Raw genomic sequence first — 16,315 nt, forward strand, 5'->3', positions numbered from 1 at the left:
CCTTACGCATAGTTTATCAGACCAATGGGGCTCCCAACACAAATCTGATTGGGCCATAGCCAAAAGGGATCCCTCTCAAAACCTAGTCTGAAGGGATCCACAACCTATGCGTATGAATGAAGTTGGGTGCTGAGAAAGAATTTAGTCAGCTAATTCGCTCATGCGCTGCGCCAAAGTGAAGTCCAACTCTGTAATGCCCCCAGCATCGTGGGTAGTGAGATCCACGCTGACGCGGTTGTACACATTGCTCCATTCGGGGTGATGCCCCATGCTCTCGGCCACCAAAGCAACGCTGCTCATCCAACCAAAAGCTTCTACAAAAGAGCCAAATCGAAATTGTCGATGTAGTTTTCCGGCTTCCAAAGACCATCCGGGCAAGGCCTCTAGTTTGGAGTGGATCTCGGCTTCACTCAGTTTGACAGGTCTGGACATGGGTATTCCCTCCAGTCAATGTCACTAATTTCATCAAAAGGGCAAGTGAGACTGGAGCCCAGCTTATTTACAAAACTTCATGATTTTTAGGCGGGGCAAGGCCGAGGGATTTATGAAGCCAGTACCCTTGCACCGTAAAATCCGCCTGCTGATAAAGGCTGAGGGCAGCTTGGTTGTGATGGTAAACCTGCAGGGTGATGGCCGCCAACTGCTGTTGGGATCCCCATTGTTCCACCTGTTGAATTAGGGCTTTGCCCAACCCTTGCCGCCGATGGGCGGGATCCACCCAGAGCAAAAAAATATAGGCCACCCGCTGGTACGTGGCTTGGTCTGTGGAGATGCCCACCCAAACACAGCCCACAGGCTCTGCGGTTTCTTCTTTCAAAATCCACCAGCAGGGGGTATGGGGTGGATCAAACAGCCGATCCAACGTCGCTTCCAAATGATCCCAGTTGGTTTGCTCCGGGAAAGATTCCTGTAGCGTCGCCTGCAAACCTTGCCGTATTCGGGGTCGATCCCAAGCAGAGCCAATGCGCCAGCGGTAGCCGGGAGGCAACGGGATCCCTTGTTCAGGCATTCTCGGACATCAGTTCGGACATCAGTACAGAAGAGCGCGCTACCGGGGTCAGGTCATCGATCGGAGCAGGCTGAGCCATATCTCCCGGCAGAAACGAGCGAATGCTCACCACCACCAGCGTGAACAGGAATACCAGCAGGATCAGAGCCGGGAAGACATATTGACGCAGGATGTTCATGTTTCTACACAATCTTCATCTTTACAGCATAGCGTGAGGGACGGGATCCCAGTGGCTTCACTTGAGGGGATTTTGGGCAACCTTTCAGGGAGAGGCAGGGCTACATGTCGCCTACACAAAACGATTGAGCAAATTGTTACCTATGATTCAGGTGGAGATACATCCTTCAACTAGGATCATCAGCGTCTCCTGCGTAAGCGGATAGACACCTCTCGAACTCGGGGATTTGAATTTACCGGAGACTCCAGTGATGAGCACCCCAGATCGCCCCTTGAAAACGCTAGGGATCCCTCCCAATGCTTGGGCTGTGAATGCCGAAATGGCCGACATCACCCGTCCGCCCTTGGATCCCCGGCCCATCCTGCTGCCCACTCCCACCAAAACCCTGCGGCTGGATCTGGCCAAGGCGGCGATGATCGTCATCGATATGCAAAATGACTTTTGTCATCCTGAGGGTTGGCTGGCCAGTATCGGTGTGGATGTCACCCCAGCCCGTGCTCCGATTGGCCCGCTGAAAACCTTGCTCCCCGAATTACGGCAAACCCAAGTCCCGATCCTCTGGGTGAATTGGGGCAACCGACCCGACCTGCTCAATATCAGTGCTGGCCTCAGGCATGTCTATAACCCCACCGGAGAAGGCGTAGGTTTGGCGGATCCTTTGCCCAAAAATGGAGCGCGGGTGCTCACTAAAGACAGTTGGGCCGCAGCGGTGGTGGATGAGCTAGAAATCAAACCTGAAGATATTTGTGTTGATAAGTTCCGCATGAGCGGCTTTTGGGATACCCCTTTGGACAGCATTCTGAAAAACTTAGGGCGAACCACTCTATTTTTTGGGGGTGTGAATATCGATCAATGTGTCATGGCCACACTACAAGATGCCAACTTCCTCGGCTATGACTGCATTTTGCTCGAAGATTGCGCTGCCACCACCTCGCCGGAATACTGTTTGCTGGCTACTCTCTACAACGTCAAGCAGTGCTTTGGATTTGTTGCTTCCTCCTCGGATTTGCTAGCAGCTTTGCCTCGCTAAACGGTGCTGAATTCGAATCCCTTATCCCCAACTGTTTTGTTCCCTGAGCGGAGGAACTGAATGCAAACTCTTTCCCAATGTGTGATCCCGGTGATTAAAACCCCTGCCGATTACCAAGCCTTTCGCATTAGTCCTAACGATTCCAATCGGTTGGCCATTGTCTTCGATCCCTCCCATTCACAAGTCTCGTTAACCTTTTGTGTTGAGATTTTTGACGAAGGAGGCAAAACTCCTCCCAATCGCCATCAACTCGCCGTTGAAATGTTCTTTATCCTCAAGGGTGAGGGCATTGCCATTTGCGATGGAAAAGCGGCCCCCATCAGAGCTGGAGATAGCCTTTTGGTTCCGCCTACGGGAGTCCATGAGATCCACAATACCGGCCCCGGTCGTCTCTATGCCCTGTGCATCATGGTGCCCAATGAAGACTTTGCTGAACTGATCCGGGCGGGTACCCCTGCGCAGTTGGATGAGGATGATTTACAAGTGTTGTCGGGCTGCTGGAGAACCGCCCTTTCGGCAGCCTAAGTCGCAACTGCCCTAAGATCATCGGGTGGGTGCAGGGATCCCTATCACCCTAATCATTACTCTATTCAATGAACATTTCTTCCCAAAGCTAACTGATGTTGCCTGTTCGCCCCCGAGAAACCGCCTCCATGTTCACCCGCGACGGGATCCAACTGGATGCCGATATTTACCGTCCTGAAGGGGAAGAACCCTACCCGGTTCTGTTGATGCGACAGCCCTATGGGCGCTCCATTGCCTCGACAGTGGTCTACGCCCACCCCAGTTGGTATGCCGCTCAAGGGTATATCGTTGTCATTCAGGATGTGCGCGGACGGGGGACTTCCAAGGGATCTTTCTACCCATTTCGGGCGGAGGCAGAAGATGGGTTCGATAGCGTCAACTGGGCGGCAACCTTACCGGGTAGCAATGGCTCCGTAGGCATGTATGGCTTTTCTTATCAGGGCATGACCCAACTGTATGCCGCCTCCACCCGCCCAGTGGCCCTGAAGGCCCTTTGTCCGGCCATGATGCCCTACGACCTCTACGCTGATGCCGCCTATCAAGGGGGGACATTCCGTTTTCAGGGCAATTTGGGCTGGGCCCTTCAGTTGGAGACCGAAGGGGCACGCCTAAGAGGAGATGCCAACGCTCACCAGGCGCTATTCAAAGCCTCCCGCAACCTGCCCCTCTACGACCCGATCCCTGTCAAGCCTGGCGTTTTACAGCAGTACGCGCCGCAGTCCTACTACTTTGACTGGCTAGAGCATTCCGATCCGGACGAGTACTGGAAAAAGCTCTCTCCCCACCTCGAGGCCGTAGATCTGCCCATGTTGCACATTGCCGGTTGGTTCGACAGCTACCTGACGGGGAATTTGCGCCTCTACCAAGAGATGAGCGCCCGCAGCCAAAACCCTCAACACTTGATTATCGGCCCGTGGCCCCACATTCCTTGGGGACGCAAAGTCGGGGCTGCAGATTTCGGTTCTGCTGCGGTCAACCGGATCGATCGGATGCAGGTGCGTTGGTTCGATCAGTTCCTGAAGGGCAAAGATACGGGCATTCTCGAGGAGCCGCCTGTACAACTGTTCGAGATGGGATCCAACCAATGGCGCAGCCTAGAGGCCTGGCCCACCCCACAGCCACAATCCTTTTATTTACACAGCACCGGCCTAGCGGCCATGTCGGAAGCGGAAGGATCCCTTAAACCCGAACCTCCTTCAGAGAGCCAATCCGATACCTTTGTTCACGATCCCTGGCGACCCGTACCCGCCTTGGGAGGTCATCTGGCCTATCCCCCTGGCCCGCAAGAGCGTTCCGCCCTCGATTGCCGCACCGATGTTCTCACCTATACCACCCCACTGCTAGAGACCGATTGGATACTGGCAGGGGAACTGAGCCTAGAACTCTATGCCGAAGCCGACAACCCCAGTTTTGATCTGTGTGCCGTGATCTCGGAAGTGAAACCCAACGGTCAGATTTATACCATCACTCAGGGTTACCGGCGGGTTCAAAGCTCTCAACCGGGTACCCCCATCACCCTGGACTGCCAACCCACCTGCATTCGCATTCCTCAGGGCCATGCCTTGCGCCTCAGCCTCAGTGCCGCCTGTTTCCCTGCCTACCCGGTGAATACCGGTACAGGATCCCTGGTGCGGGAGGAACGGTTGATCGAGGCTCGCATCCTCACCATTACCTTGCACAGCGGTGGTGATACCTCCTCGAGGCTGCATTTGCCCATTGCCTAAGCTGTTTTAACTCCACTTTTTTTGACTGGGAGGATTTGAAAATTGGGATCCCGTCCGCAACCACCGCTCATCAAGCGAAATCAAACGTTAGGATAAGAACAGGTGGGGCGAGGGAACAGCGATGTTGCAAGACCCAAAATTGATCCGGCATTACCAAGCTTTGACCGACGCTCTGGTGGATACCTGGCAGCGCGGCTACCAACGAACCGATGAACTGCGCCTGTTGGTGGATGGCTATTTGTTAGCGTTGCGCACTGCTGGGCTTTTGGAGCCCTTCGAGATTTATCGCATCGAAGACGATGTGAACCGCTTTCTCTACGATCCTTCGAGCTTTATCGAGCCAGAATTTGAGCTGGAAACGGAGCCAATGCGGGGCTACTGATGGGGCTACTGATCTTGTGCTGGCGGTACAGCTCTTGCGCGGGCTTCCCAAATGCTTGTACAGCCTTTGCCAGGGTTATCTGATACAGCAGATTCCGGTCAATCCCTTGTCCATAAGGTTTTTTGCCGAGCTCAAAGGCCTGCGTAAAGTCAGAAAAGGCTGTATCTTGTACCCCTGACGAATTGTAGGCCATTGCTTGTGAAAATCCAACGCAAGTGACTAGCGGGCCCTTGTCGTAAAGGGCTGTAAACCCTTGGTAGGATGCAAAAATGCCTACTGGGATCCCGCTCCGGTTATGACTGTTTTGGATACTGTGATTTCCTCCCGCCGCCCCAGTGTACTGGGAATGGGATTGGGGATAGGGCTAGCCCTGACCCTCTGGTACGGGGTGTTTGGCTATCATGTCCTGCAAATTGGCCTATGGTTGCTGGCATTGCTGTTGGTGGGCCTGTATCTGGCGCAGTTTCCCCCTGCTCAGCCCATTTGGGATCCCGCTAAGATGAACTGGCGACGGGAATTGCTTCATCTGGGCCTGTTGGCTTTGGTTTTTATCCCGATTTACCTCTACGATTCCGCCAACATCCCTTTTCAGGTGAATACCGACGAGATTGTGATCACCTCCATGTCTCGTAATGCCTCGGGGGTGCGCTTTCCCGATGTGTTTGGCCTAATGCCGGACTATTTTTACTTTCCCCGCTTTATGTTCAGCCTCTTCGGCGGGCTGACCCGGTTAATGGGGGGAGTGACCTTAACCCATATGCGCATGGTGCATGCCAACTTTGGGGTGATCACTATCCTGGTGGCCTATGGGTTCTTCCGGGCTTTTTGGGGATCCCGTTTGGCCTTGGCGGGGGCGGCTCTGCTGGGATCCAACCATGCCCTGCTAGGCATTAGTCGCATGGCGATGCGGGAAAACCTGATTGTGTTGGTGGAGTGTGCTGCACTCGGGCTGATTTTGAAGGGGGTACGGGAGAAGAACCCTCTGTTGCTGTATTTAGGGGGAGCGGCGGCGGGCTTCTCCTTGTATGGCTATTTGCCGGGGCGGGTGGTGATCCTGCTGGGGCTGCTGTTTGGGGGCATGTACTTGCTATTGGGCCGAGAAGATCTCAAGGGCGGGGATCCACAGGAGAATCCCTTTTGGGCCTTAACCAAGTTGACAGTACCGGCAGCCTTGGGCTTTTTTCTCATGGCAGCCCCCATTTTGGTGGCTACAGCCACTTCCCCTTCTGTAAGTGCCGAATATTCTCGCCAGCAATTTCTTTTTTCCCCGGAGGGGCAAGCGCTGCAACAGATGTGGGTTAATGCAGCAACCCCAGGGGAAGCGGTGCGGCGCAACATCTTGAATGGTCTCAGCATGTTCAACGATCGCAGCCAGCACGACCGTGGCTACATCTACCCCAATTACGGCCATGCCTTTGTGGATCCCTTAACCGGGGTTCTGATCTGGTTGGGTCTGGGATCCGGCCTGTACCGCATCTTCAAGCGGCGCAGCCAACCGCAAGATTGGCTCTGCCTCAGCAGTTTCCTATTTCTCTATCTGCTCTTTAGCTTCGTCATCACCAAAGCCCCTAACTATACCCGCTTGTTGGTGATTTTGCCTTTTGTCGCTTATCTAACCCTAGAAGGGATCCAAGTCATCCTGCGGGCGCTAGGGGGTGCTTTGGAGCGCTCCGGATCCCGGGCGCGGGGTTGGTTGCCGGGTGCCCTGGGGCTGGGATTGGTTCTCCTGATTGGGGGGGTAAACCTGGCTATTTTCGGCGATTTTGTGCAAAAAGGCTGGAAGAGCGGCAACGATGTCGCTAGCACAGGGCGCTATGTTGAGGCTCGCAAGACGGATCCCAACCATCATTTTTACCTGGCGGCTAGCCCCTCCTACCCCTACTTCAGCTGGGGAGAGCCTTACTTTTGGCAGAGCTGGATCCAATTTTTTGCCGGACGAGAGCAATCGGCAACCGTGTTCCCCCCAGAGGAGTTATCCACCCAGACTTTAGAGCCGCCTTTCACCCTGTTCATGAACCAATGGGTTTGGGATCAACAGGGATCCGACCTGCAGCAGCGCTTTCCCTCCGGACGACTAGAACGGATCCCGGCCGAGCGGGGGCTATGGGCCTTTGAGGTGAGGGATCCCCAGAGAAAACTTTATCCCAGAGTCCATTGACCCACCTGTGGGTTGAGGTTGACGGCCAGCTTGGCGTCTGACGAGTTCCCGTAGGGTGTGATTCATTTGCTCAATCACCCCTGCATCTCGCCACAAACGAAAGTTCGAACTACTACTTCTCGTGCATCCTCTAGGGAAAAGTGATCAGGGGGCTGATGGCGGCTTGTAATTCAGGCAGGTTGTAAAGATAGTGAATTTGGAGGTCGTCGTTATTGAGAATGAGAACCCCTCAATCTGCTGAAACAGGTTTTTTGTTCTCAACAAGGTGTCCTTAGGCACCACCGAGATAGTCCTAATCATTACTCAGAAGGGCACTACCAGCTGAGGCTATGAGTTCTAACGACCCGTCTGAGATTGAGATTGGTGGCATCCGGCTTTCCCGAGCAGACTGGGAGGCGACCCCTGCTAGCGTGCAGGCGTTAGTGGCGACTCTGTTAAGGACGATAGCCCAACAGCAGGAACAGTTAGACCAGCTAACCGAGCAATTTGTGGCGATGAGCGGAGCGGGGCGCATTTCTCACCTGGAAGAGCAGGTGCGCCAAACCTCACAGAATTCGTCTAAACCACCGTCTAGCGAAGGTTTTGGCCAAGCGAAGCGCCCCCCAAGGAAGCCGGGGAAAGGGCGACGGGGGGGACAACTGGGCCATGAGGGCCAGTCACGAGACTTGTACCCTATTGAGGCCTGCGCCGAGGTACTGAACCATATTCCATTGGTCTGCCGGACATGCGGCGTGCCCCTGACGGGAGAGGATAGTGCCCCTTACCAGCATCAAATTGTGGACTTACCTTGTGGACTTACCGCCCATTGAACCTATCGTCATCGAGCACCGACTGCATCAGTTGGCCTGTGAGCATTGCGGCACGCTGACTCGCAGTGTCTTGCCGGAGGGGGTGACTCGCCGGGGGTATGGGGAGCGGTTGAGTGCGCTGGTGGGGTTATTGAGCGGCGGCTATCGACAAAGCCATCGGCAGGTGAAAACCTTGTTAGCGGCCCTGGCGGGCATCGAGATTTCTACCGGCAGTATCAACCGCTTGCGTCAGGAGATGAGCGATGCGCTGGCTGTCCCCGTGGAGAATGCCCTGGGGTATGTCCAGCAGTCCGGGGTGCTCCACAGCGACGAAACCAGCTTCACTCAGAGCAATGGAGATGGAGCCAATGAGAACAAGAAACGGGCCTGGATTTGGGTGTTGGTGACGCCTGTGGTCAGTGTGTTTGCGGTGTGGCTCAGTCGCGCGCAAGCGGTGGCGAAAGCCTTGATAGGAGAGACCTATGATGGCATCGTGGTCTCTGACCGTTACAGCAGTTATGGGTGGATACCGATAACGCAGCGCCAAGTGTGTTGGGCGCATTTGAAACGAGATTTTACCCGCATTGCAGAACGCAGTGGGGTGTCTCAATCGATAGGGGAAGGCTTGCTGGCGGAGGAGAAAAAGCTGTTTCAACTCTGGTATCAGGTGCGAGACGGCATCCTAACCCGCGAGGCCTTTCGCCAGGCGGTTCAACCTGTCCAGGCGGAGGTTAACCGATGGCTTCAGGAGGGGCTGCAAGCTACGCTATTGGCACCCAGGAAAAGACCCCACTGGCCAAAACCGTGCGCACCTGCCGACAACTCCTGGCCATTGAACTTGCCCTGTGGACGTTTGTCGAGAGGGGCGGAATTGAACCCACCAATAATGCGGCAGAACGAGCCTTGCGTCCCGCCGTGATTTGGCGTCGCACCAGTTTTGGGGCTCAATCTCAGGCGGGTAGTGAGTTTGTCGCGCGTATGTTAACGGTGGTCACCTCGTTGCAGGCCCAACAGCGCGATGTGTTGGACTTCTTGACCCATGCGATTCATGCGGCCGCTTTGGGCAGGAGCACCCTGACCTACTGCCTCAACCCTCTGCTGACGATGAAACCCCTTTGGCTGCCTAGCCCCCTGAACCTTTACCCTCATTCTTTGACTAAGGGGCTGAAAGTGGCCAAAGATGGAATGTGCTTCTGAACAAAGTCAGAGAACAACGGGGAACGAACACATAAAACTGATACAAACAGGATCCCTTGTAAGACAATTGCCACCGAAGAGGGCAGCTTGGCAAACAATTGCAACGCATCGCCCGCTGCCAGGATGCCTCCAATCAACAAGGACATGGGGATTACTCCCAGCAGACTATTGCCTGCCAACCAGGCCACCAAAAAGCCACTTAGCCCAAAACTACTGGAGATACCCACCTGCAGCCGCCCTTGGATCATGGCCGTTTCCGTAATGCCTGCCAGCCCGGCTAGGGATCCCGCCAGGGCCATCACCAGCAGGACGTGAAACGGGTACTTGAGACCCACTTGCATGGCCAGGGGCGGATTGCTCTGCATGATGCGGAGGCTCAAGCCCCAACGACTCCAACGATAGAGAACATAGAGGAGTAGCGCTATTCCCACGGCGATGAACAAGCCCCCGTGCACACGGGATCCCGCTAGGAAGGGTAGCTTGGCCGTGGCTGGAAACTGGATCGTGGCTGGCCAGCCCAAATTGGCCGGATCCTTCCAGGGGCCATAGACGACAAAGCGAACCCATTGCATCCCCACATAGTTGAGCATCAGGGTGCTGAGGGTTTCATTCACCGTCCACCTGGCCCGCAACCAACCGGGGATCCCGCCCCAGATCGCGCCCCCCACCGCTCCCCCCAACAGCACGAGGGGCAAGAGGAGCCAGCCGGGGCCATCAGGCCAGAGCAAGAGGATACCCGTACCGACCAAAGCCCCTAAGTGCAGTTGTCCCTCCCCGCCGACGGAAATTAAGCCCAACTTGGCTGGTAGGGCCACGGCCAGAGCGCAGAACAGAATCGGTGTTGTTTTGACCAGGGTTTCTGACCAGGCGTAGTCATCGCCAAAGGCCGCCGCCACCATGGAGACCAAAATAGTTAACGGTGACTGACCAATGCCCAGCAAAAACAGGCTGCTGAGGAGGATAAACACACTCAGAATGCCAAGGCCGGTGAGCAACGGGATCCGCAACGTCGATCCTGGAAACCAGCGGGCGATCATCCGGCCACCCCCGCCATCCAGCGACCCAACTGCTGTCGACTGGCCTGGGGCGTCGCTTGAATGCCGACAATGTGCCCTTTGGAGATCACGGCCACGCGGTGGGCATAGCGCATCAAATCATCCAGCTCTTCTGAGATCCAGAGGACGGCGGATCCCTGCTGGGCGTGGCGAAAGAGATGCTCATACACCGCCTGGGTTGCTGCCGCATCCAACCCCATGGTGGGGTAACAGGCCACAATCAAGAGGGGATCCCCAGACAACTCGCGGGCGATGATCAGCTTTTGTAGGTTGCCCCCCGAGAGCTGGCGAGCCGCTTTGTGGGGATCCGGTGGACGCACATCAAAATCCCGCAGCAAGGCGGTAGCACGGTTGATCTGCCGTCGCCACCGGGGCCAAAAGGGCAAGGTTCGCACCTGATGTAGGGCCAGATTCGTCGCCAAGTCCAGATCCGGAGCGACGCCCTGTTGCAACGGGTTTTCGGGAATGTAGGCCACCTGCGACCGCAGCAGGGATCCCGGATGTAAGGGTTGACCCTGCACGAGAATCTCTCCGGCATGGAGAGACCGGATCCCGGCCAGGGCTTCGGCCAAAAGGGGTTGTCCATTGCCTGCGACCCCCGCCAAGCCCAAAATTTCCCCTGGCTGAATCTCGAGGTTAATGTTGCTGAGCGTCATTCCCATGGCGGGATCCCGGAGATAAAGGCCACGTACCTGGAGCAACGGGGATCCCCTGTCAAGGGGGCTAGTCCTGGGAAGTGCCGCCGTGACTTCATGACCCATCATCATCTGAATCAAGTCCGCTTTCAGCATTGGGGAAAGGGATCCCCGATCAGGATTGGACAGATCCCGTTGGTGGACGACTTTGCCCGCCCGCATTACCACCACCCGATCCGCACAGGCGGCCACATCCTCCAGTTTGTGGGTGATCAGCACCACGGCCCGCCCCTGCTGGGCCAGTTGCCGGATCAAGCCCCAGAGTCGTTCCGCTTCGGCGGGAGTGAGGACAGAGGTCGGCTCATCCAGAATGATGCAGCAGGCCTCCAGGTTGAGCACTTTGATTAGCTCCAGCAGTTGCTGCTGCCCCACGGCCAACTGATCCACCCGTAACCCCGGATCCAAATCGGGCGCCAGATCGCGCAACCGGGCCAGAACCTTGGCCTGGAGATGACGGTTGCCCCAGTGCCACCACGGGCTCTTGGGGTAGGCCAGCAGCAGATTCTCCAGCACCGTCAAGGCCGGGATTAGATTGAACTGTTGAAACACCATGCCGATACCGTGGGCGATGGCGGCACGGGGGGAGTGCATCGCCACAGGCTGGCCATCGATCTCGATCTGCCCTTGGTCGAGGGTATAGAACCCGTAGAGGATCTTCATCAGGGTACTTTTGCCTGCGCCGTTTTCCCCCAGCAGGGCCAAGACTTGGCCAGGGCGAATCTCCAGATCCACCCCATCGTTGGCCAGGGTAGAGCCGAAGCGTTTGTGGATCCCGGTGAGGTGAATGTGCATGGTCTCACTAACGGTGAGCGACTAGATCCACTTCCACCCGTGGCCCACGCACCAAGCTGGTGACGCCAACACAGGTGCGGGCGGGCAGTTTGCCCTCAGGGAAATAGCTTTTGTAGACCTGATTGAAGGCAGAAAAGTCTTCTTCCAAGTGGGTGAGATACACCCCCACCCGCAGGACGTTGTCAAAACCCAGTCCCAATTGGGAGAGAACCGTTTTCAGGTGTTGAAAGACCAAATGGGTTTGGGCCTCAATGCCCTCAGGAATGGGAGCGGCGGGATCCCTGGGATCGAGGGGGGTTTGGCCGGTGAGGAACACCCAACCATCGATCTCGGCGGCATGACAAAAGGGGCCGGTGGGTTGGGGTGCCCCATCCACCATATAAAAGGTCGGTGTGGTCATAGGGTTGGGTTGAATGGGTGCAGAACGAGGTGCTTAGAGTTGGCTGAGTCCATCCAGGAGCGCCTGGGATTGGGTGAGGAAGCCAAACAGCAGTTTGACGTTGTAGTAGGTGGCCTCCAGGCAAAAGGCGGGGGAGGTGGTGGCCGTACAGTCCTGGAGCAAGATGGTGTCGTAGCCCAAAAAGTGGGCATCCTGCAGGGTGGTGAGCACGCACTGGTCGGCATTGACGCCACCGATAAAGAGGGTGGTCACCCCCAGATTGCGTAAAATGCTGTCCAGGTCGGTATCCCAAAAGCCGCTGAAGCGGTGCTTGGTAACGTGAATGTCCTGGTCGTTGGGGTGTAGTTCATCCACAATGGCCGCGCCCCAGCCGCCTTTTTCCAGGACTTTCGCCCCGGTGGTGGGGGTGGGTTCCCCCAGACCCACTCGGATCCCGTCGGGGCTGTGGGCATGGAGTAGTGTTGGGCTGATGTTGAGCAGGTCGGGACGCACGCCCCAATTCACCCAAATCACCGGGATCCCGTGCTGGCGAAAGGCGGGCACGAGCTGGCTGAGAGGCTCAATCGGGGCCCGATCCGGCGTGTAGTCAACGCCCACCACATCCAACCAGCCACCGGGACTGCAAAAGTCATTCTGCATATCCACGATCAGCAGGGCCGACTTGGTGGCATCCACCACAATCCGCTGCGGATCCGCCGCCACACTCATCCGGCGCAGAGGACGGGACGGGCGGGACATATCCACTTCTTCTGGGGTAACCCGCCAGGGGTTAGCCGGGGATCCCATCTGGCAGACGCCTTCTTGGCGAACGTACATCACGAACCTCTCCTAAACAACCACCACCGAGGGATCCCGACTTAACTGGCGGAACCGATCACACCCTTGACCAAAAAGTTCATCGACTCCAGGGTTTCCATGGGCAATTTCACGCCACTGGCCACCACCTCGCTGCCGTCTTGTTTGATGATGGGGCCAGACCAGACGACCTTTACCCCGGAGAGGATCTGCTCTTTGACGGCCATCACCTTGGCTTGCACCTCACTGGGAACGGCAGGCCCAAAGGGATCCAGCACCACGTCGCCACCCTTGAGGGTACCCCGGACAAACTCCGGTTTCCAGGTGCCCCCCTGGATCTGCTTGACCAGATCCACCATCATCGGCCCCCAGTTCCAGGAGGCACCCGTGAGCCATGCCTTGGGCGCAAACTCGGTCACGTTCACATCCTTACCCACCACGTAGGCTCCCCGCCGTTCGGCGGTTTGGGCAAAGGTCAGGGGTGAATCGACTTGCCCCGCCAGGACATCGGCCCCCCCATCCAACAGGGCATTGGCCACTTCCGCTTCTTTGGGGGGATCCAGCCAGGCCCCCGTCCAAACCACGGTGGTCGTGGCCTCAGGATTGATGCTTTGGGCACCCATGGTGAAGGCGTTGATGGTGCGTAGCACTTGGGGAATTTGGAAGGCTCCCAAAAAGCCCAATTTACCCGTTTTACTCAGGGATCCCGCCACCATGCCCGCCAGATAGATGGCATCGTCGCTATCGGCCCAGTAGGTGCCCACATTGGCTCCCAACTTTAGGCCCCCGGCATGGAGGAAACTGACTTCGGGATATTTCTGCCCCACAGTGATGGCGTGATCCAAATAGCCATAGCTGGTGGCAAAAATAATGCCGTGATCATCGCGGATCAGGCGTTCCATCACCCGTTCCACTTCCGCACTTTCGGGGATGTTGTCAAAATAGGTGGTTTCCACGCCCAGGGTCTTTTCCACGTATTGCCGACCCAAATCCATGGAGTAGTTGTACCCATAGTCGCTCTGGGGGCCAACGTAGATGTAGCCAATCTTTTTGGTATTCACCTGAGCCTGAGCCGTCTGCCATGAACTGGCCGAGAGCATGGCCCCACCCGCCATCAACCCCACTTGCAAAATCTGGCGACGGCTGAACCCTGCTGCCAATAAACGTCTGGACATGACATGTTCCTCAATACGGGACAATCAACGCAACATCTTGGGCCACATTCTGGGCCATGGGTAAAGACCGGAGCGAGACAGCCTGACGGCATCAGCCCGTGCTGCCAAAGACCCCTTTCAACCCCTGGGGCATTCCCCCCCGTTGGGCTGTAGCCGAACTGACAACCAACACTGCCAGCGACACTAGGTAGGGCAGTGTGGCCAACAAATAGGACGACACCTCCACCCCCATCGATTGCAGCCGCAGGTACAACGCCTCGGATCCACCAAACAGCAGGGCTGCCGGACAGGCCCAAAAGGGATTCCACCGGGCCACGATCACCAAGCCCACCGCCACCAGACCTCGGCCAGCGGTCATGTTTTCCGCCCAGGTGAGGGTATAGTCCACCGACAGCGCTGCCCCACCCAAGCCTGCGAGCAAACCCCCGATGCCGACACCCTGCATCTGTACCCACCAGGGTCGGATCCCCATGCTGCGGGAAGCCGGGATCGATTCCCCCACTGCCCGCCAGATCAATCCCGTGTGGGTGCCATAGACCAAGACCCCGATGATGGGCACCAGCAGCAGCGACAGCAGGATAGTCGGGGTCAACTCCCCCACCACCGCGCCCAATCCACTGATCTTTTGCCCCACGTAGGCGCGCCCCCAGTAGGCACTGAGGCCGGATCCCAGCACCCATACGGCCACACCACTGGCAATGGCGTTGGTGCGTAAGCCCACGCAGAGCAGCATGTGCAAGCCCGACAGGGCCAGACCAGCCAGGGATCCCGCCAGCAGGCCCAGCCAGGGGTTTTGGCTCGTCACCGTAACGGCAAAACCAACGCAGGCCCCCAGCAGCATTTGCCCTTCCACCCCCAGGTTGATCACCCCCGTCAGTTGGGTCAGGGTTTCCCCTAACACCACAAACAAAATCGGAGAGGCGCTACGCAGCGTGGCCCACAGCCAACCGGAGGTCATCTCTGTGGGAGCACTGGCCAGTAAGGCGACCGCCCCCGCCAGCACGACCCCCAGGGAGCGCCACCGCCTCAGAAATGGCATCAACGATGGGATCACGAAGGCCGCTCCTACCCAAGGAATGTCCCAGCATCTTAGGGATCCCGCCGGAAAACATCCATAGCTGGCGATACATAATATAGGATATATCCTGTAGGCGATTTGCATTTCCCCATCCACAGCGGATGATGGAAACATTGCTTCGCCGTAGCCGCCCATGACTGCTGTCAAACCTGTGCTTGCTTCCTTGGCCGGGATCCCGCGCACCACCCAAGCCACCGTCACCGAGCAGTTGCGGCGGGCCATTTTATCGGGGGCATTACCAGGGGGATCCCGACTGACCCAGGCGGAACTGGCCAATGCCTTTCAGGTCAGCATTACTCCGGTACGGGATCCCCTGCCAAGCTGAGCACCGGAATTTCCAATTGGTATCGATCCCACCAAGTGGAATGAGTGGTGATGTCGCGGATTTCCAGAGAGGGGAGCTCGGGGATTTGCCGTAACTTGTCTGCCAAACCTTCACAAAGGTGGCAACCGGGTTTGCTGTAGAGAATCAGGGGCGGCCAAGACATAAAGCTTATCCTCAACGGGTGACCGCACAGGCCAGGCGACGATGTTGTATCGAGGGCATTTGCCGCCGTACCGACTGAAGGCGCTCCGGGTCAATTTCGGCAATCGCCACCCCCGGTTTTTCGCCGCCTGCATCCGCCAGGATCACCCCCCAGGGATCCAAAATCATGGCATGGCCGTGGCATTGTCGCCGTTCGTAGTGGTTGCCCACTTGGGCAGGAGCAATCACATAGCAAGTATTCTCAATCGCTCGGCATTGCAGCAAAATTTGCCAGTGATCTCGCCCAGTGTAGGCGGTAAAGGCAGCAGGAACGAGCAAAATCTGGGCCCCCCGATCCACCAAAGAGCGGTACAACTCCGGGAAGCGCACGTCGTAACAGACTGACAATCCGAGGTGTCCCAATTGCTCGTGCTCACAAGTTACCAATTCATCACCACTGACCACTGTGCTGGACTCACGGTAGGTGTTGCCATCGGGTAAATTGACATCAAATAAATGAATTTTGCGATAGCGAGAGATTTCCTTGCCATCAGGATCGTAGAGAGCAGCAGTATTGTAGATTCTGCCCTGCTGATCCGGGACAGGATATCCTCCTCCAAAGACAAACACTTGATAGCGCTGAGCCATTTTGCTCAAAAAGGCTTCGGCCCGCTCCGAGATTTCTTGAGCAAGGCGGGTTTTCTCAGCTTCTGGCCCCATAAAAGCAAAGTTTTCTGGCAACGTTACTAGCTCACACCCCTGCCGCACCGCAAAATCAATCCACTCTTCCGCCTGCTGCAAATTGGTGGCTAAGTTGGGAATGCTGGTCATCTGGATGGCGGCTGCCAGATAGGGGCGCATAGAGAAA

Annotated in this window: 16 protein-coding genes and 2 pseudogenes; 7 read left to right on the forward strand and 11 right to left on the reverse strand. The window is 56.7% G+C overall.

Annotated elements, in window-relative coordinates; translation table 11 throughout:
• Window positions 1-141: 141 nt before the first annotated feature.
• The 3 genes from L1047_RS06670 to L1047_RS06680 form a co-directional block, all read right to left on the reverse strand.
• Complete coding sequence (locus L1047_RS06670; protein WP_235278114.1) at window positions 142-432, reverse strand: 4a-hydroxytetrahydrobiopterin dehydratase; 291 nt, start codon at window positions 430-432, stop codon at window positions 142-144.
• A 67-nt stretch (window positions 433-499) separates the two neighbouring features.
• On the reverse strand, window positions 500-1,009 hold the full coding sequence (locus L1047_RS06675; RefSeq protein ID WP_235278115.1) for a GNAT family N-acetyltransferase: 510 nt from the start codon (window positions 1,007-1,009) through the stop codon (window positions 500-502).
• Window positions 1,002-1,187 carry a hypothetical protein gene (locus tag L1047_RS06680; RefSeq protein ID WP_235278116.1) on the reverse strand — a complete coding sequence of 62 codons (186 nt, stop codon included), beginning with the start codon at window positions 1,185-1,187 and terminating at the stop codon, window positions 1,002-1,004. Before L1047_RS06680 ends, L1047_RS06675 begins: the two co-directional genes overlap by 8 nt.
• Window positions 1,188-1,437: 250 nt before the next feature.
• Here L1047_RS06680 and L1047_RS06685 point away from each other — a divergent pair, with 250 nt between their 5' ends.
• From L1047_RS06685 to tnpC, 6 genes and pseudogenes are all read left to right on the forward strand, one after another.
• On the forward strand, window positions 1,438-2,217 hold the full coding sequence (locus L1047_RS06685; RefSeq protein WP_235278117.1) for a cysteine hydrolase family protein: 780 nt from the start codon (window positions 1,438-1,440) through the stop codon (window positions 2,215-2,217).
• Between the two features lie 60 nt (window positions 2,218-2,277).
• Window positions 2,278-2,742, forward strand: a complete 465-nt coding sequence (locus L1047_RS06690) for a cupin domain-containing protein (RefSeq protein ID WP_235278118.1) — start codon at window positions 2,278-2,280, stop codon at window positions 2,740-2,742.
• Between the two features lie 95 nt (window positions 2,743-2,837).
• Entirely contained in the window at window positions 2,838-4,466 is a 1,629-nt protein-coding gene (locus L1047_RS06695; protein WP_235278119.1) for a CocE/NonD family hydrolase, read from the forward strand.
• Between the two features lie 121 nt (window positions 4,467-4,587).
• Complete coding sequence (locus L1047_RS06700; protein WP_235278120.1) at window positions 4,588-4,848, forward strand: DUF6761 family protein; 261 nt, start codon at window positions 4,588-4,590, stop codon at window positions 4,846-4,848.
• Window positions 4,849-5,143: 295 nt separating this feature from the next.
• Window positions 5,144-7,006 (forward strand): glycosyltransferase family 39 protein, encoded by a 1,863-nt coding sequence (locus L1047_RS06705; RefSeq protein ID WP_235278122.1) that lies wholly within the window; start codon window positions 5,144-5,146, stop codon window positions 7,004-7,006.
• A 329-nt stretch (window positions 7,007-7,335) separates the two neighbouring features.
• Window positions 7,336-8,859 (forward strand): annotated as a pseudogene (gene tnpC / locus L1047_RS16750) (IS66 family transposase); the annotation flags it as partial.
• Window positions 8,860-8,939: 80 nt separating this feature from the next.
• On the opposite strand, the gene L1047_RS06720 reads toward tnpC, so the two are convergent.
• The 6 genes from L1047_RS06720 to L1047_RS06745 form a co-directional block, all read right to left on the reverse strand.
• Window positions 8,940-10,028: an ABC transporter permease gene (locus L1047_RS06720; protein WP_235278125.1), complete on the reverse strand. Its 1,089-nt coding sequence runs from the start codon at window positions 10,026-10,028 to the stop codon at window positions 8,940-8,942.
• Window positions 10,025-11,533, reverse strand: a complete 1,509-nt coding sequence (locus L1047_RS06725) for an ABC transporter ATP-binding protein (RefSeq protein WP_235278126.1) — start codon at window positions 11,531-11,533, stop codon at window positions 10,025-10,027. Before L1047_RS06725 ends, L1047_RS06720 begins: the two co-directional genes overlap by 4 nt.
• A gap of 7 nt (window positions 11,534-11,540) precedes the next feature.
• Window positions 11,541-11,933, reverse strand: a complete 393-nt coding sequence (locus tag L1047_RS06730; RefSeq protein ID WP_235278127.1) for a RidA family protein — start codon at window positions 11,931-11,933, stop codon at window positions 11,541-11,543.
• 33 nt (window positions 11,934-11,966) lie between these two features.
• Window positions 11,967-12,749 carry a cysteine hydrolase family protein gene (locus tag L1047_RS06735; protein WP_235278128.1) on the reverse strand — a complete coding sequence of 261 codons (783 nt, stop codon included), beginning with the start codon at window positions 12,747-12,749 and terminating at the stop codon, window positions 11,967-11,969.
• Window positions 12,750-12,790: 41 nt separating this feature from the next.
• Window positions 12,791-13,903 (reverse strand): BMP family ABC transporter substrate-binding protein, encoded by a 1,113-nt coding sequence (locus L1047_RS06740; RefSeq protein WP_235278129.1) that lies wholly within the window; start codon window positions 13,901-13,903, stop codon window positions 12,791-12,793.
• 91 nt (window positions 13,904-13,994) lie between these two features.
• Window positions 13,995-14,942 carry an ABC transporter permease gene (locus L1047_RS06745; RefSeq protein ID WP_235278130.1) on the reverse strand — a complete coding sequence of 316 codons (948 nt, stop codon included), beginning with the start codon at window positions 14,940-14,942 and terminating at the stop codon, window positions 13,995-13,997.
• 172 nt (window positions 14,943-15,114) lie between these two features.
• Between L1047_RS06745 and L1047_RS06750 the strand changes: the two genes are divergently transcribed.
• On the forward strand, window positions 15,115-15,306 hold the full coding sequence (locus tag L1047_RS06750) for a GntR family transcriptional regulator (RefSeq protein WP_235278131.1): 192 nt from the start codon (window positions 15,115-15,117) through the stop codon (window positions 15,304-15,306).
• Here the strand turns inward: L1047_RS06750 and L1047_RS06755 are convergent.
• Together L1047_RS06755 and L1047_RS06760 are read right to left on the reverse strand one after the other, a co-directional pair.
• Window positions 15,305-15,469 (reverse strand): annotated as a pseudogene (locus L1047_RS06755) (glutaredoxin family protein); the annotation flags it as partial. The gene L1047_RS06750 and the pseudogene L1047_RS06755 overlap by 2 nt on opposite strands.
• 11 nt (window positions 15,470-15,480) lie before the next feature.
• Complete coding sequence (locus L1047_RS06760) at window positions 15,481-16,308, reverse strand: carbon-nitrogen hydrolase family protein (RefSeq protein ID WP_235278132.1); 828 nt, start codon at window positions 16,306-16,308, stop codon at window positions 15,481-15,483.
• Window positions 16,309-16,315: the final 7 nt, after the last annotated feature.

It is taken from the genome of Synechococcus sp. Nb3U1, from assembly GCF_021533835.1.
Lineage (GTDB): Bacteria > Cyanobacteriota > Cyanobacteriia > Thermostichales > Thermostichaceae > Thermostichus.

What these genes read in the sequence shown, in the direction of transcription:
- L1047_RS06725 (WP_235278126.1), bottom strand. Translation starts at nt 11,533, where the DNA reads ATGCACATTCACCTCACCGGGATCCACAAACGCTTCGGCTCTACCCTG.
- L1047_RS06675 (WP_235278115.1), bottom strand. Translation starts at nt 1,009, where the DNA reads ATGCCTGAACAAGGGATCCCGTTGCCTCCCGGCTACCGCTGGCGCATT.
- L1047_RS06670 (WP_235278114.1), bottom strand. Translation starts at nt 432, where the DNA reads ATGTCCAGACCTGTCAAACTGAGTGAAGCCGAGATCCACTCCAAACTA.
- L1047_RS06695 (WP_235278119.1), top strand. Translation starts at nt 2,838, where the DNA reads ATGTTGCCTGTTCGCCCCCGAGAAACCGCCTCCATGTTCACCCGCGAC.
- L1047_RS06720 (WP_235278125.1), bottom strand. Translation starts at nt 10,028, where the DNA reads ATGATCGCCCGCTGGTTTCCAGGATCGACGTTGCGGATCCCGTTGCTC.
- L1047_RS06680 (WP_235278116.1), bottom strand. Translation starts at nt 1,187, where the DNA reads ATGAACATCCTGCGTCAATATGTCTTCCCGGCTCTGATCCTGCTGGTA.
- L1047_RS06745 (WP_235278130.1), bottom strand. Translation starts at nt 14,942, where the DNA reads ATGCCATTTCTGAGGCGGTGGCGCTCCCTGGGGGTCGTGCTGGCGGGG.
- L1047_RS06690 (WP_235278118.1), top strand. Translation starts at nt 2,278, where the DNA reads ATGCAAACTCTTTCCCAATGTGTGATCCCGGTGATTAAAACCCCTGCC.
- L1047_RS06685 (WP_235278117.1), top strand. Translation starts at nt 1,438, where the DNA reads ATGAGCACCCCAGATCGCCCCTTGAAAACGCTAGGGATCCCTCCCAAT.
- L1047_RS06700 (WP_235278120.1), top strand. Translation starts at nt 4,588, where the DNA reads ATGTTGCAAGACCCAAAATTGATCCGGCATTACCAAGCTTTGACCGAC.
- L1047_RS06750 (WP_235278131.1), top strand. Translation starts at nt 15,115, where the DNA reads ATGACTGCTGTCAAACCTGTGCTTGCTTCCTTGGCCGGGATCCCGCGC.
- L1047_RS06740 (WP_235278129.1), bottom strand. Translation starts at nt 13,903, where the DNA reads ATGTCCAGACGTTTATTGGCAGCAGGGTTCAGCCGTCGCCAGATTTTG.
- L1047_RS06730 (WP_235278127.1), bottom strand. Translation starts at nt 11,933, where the DNA reads ATGACCACACCGACCTTTTATATGGTGGATGGGGCACCCCAACCCACC.
- L1047_RS06760 (WP_235278132.1), bottom strand. Translation starts at nt 16,308, where the DNA reads ATGCGCCCCTATCTGGCAGCCGCCATCCAGATGACCAGCATTCCCAAC.
- L1047_RS06705 (WP_235278122.1), top strand. Translation starts at nt 5,144, where the DNA reads ATGACTGTTTTGGATACTGTGATTTCCTCCCGCCGCCCCAGTGTACTG.
- L1047_RS06735 (WP_235278128.1), bottom strand. Translation starts at nt 12,749, where the DNA reads ATGTACGTTCGCCAAGAAGGCGTCTGCCAGATGGGATCCCCGGCTAAC.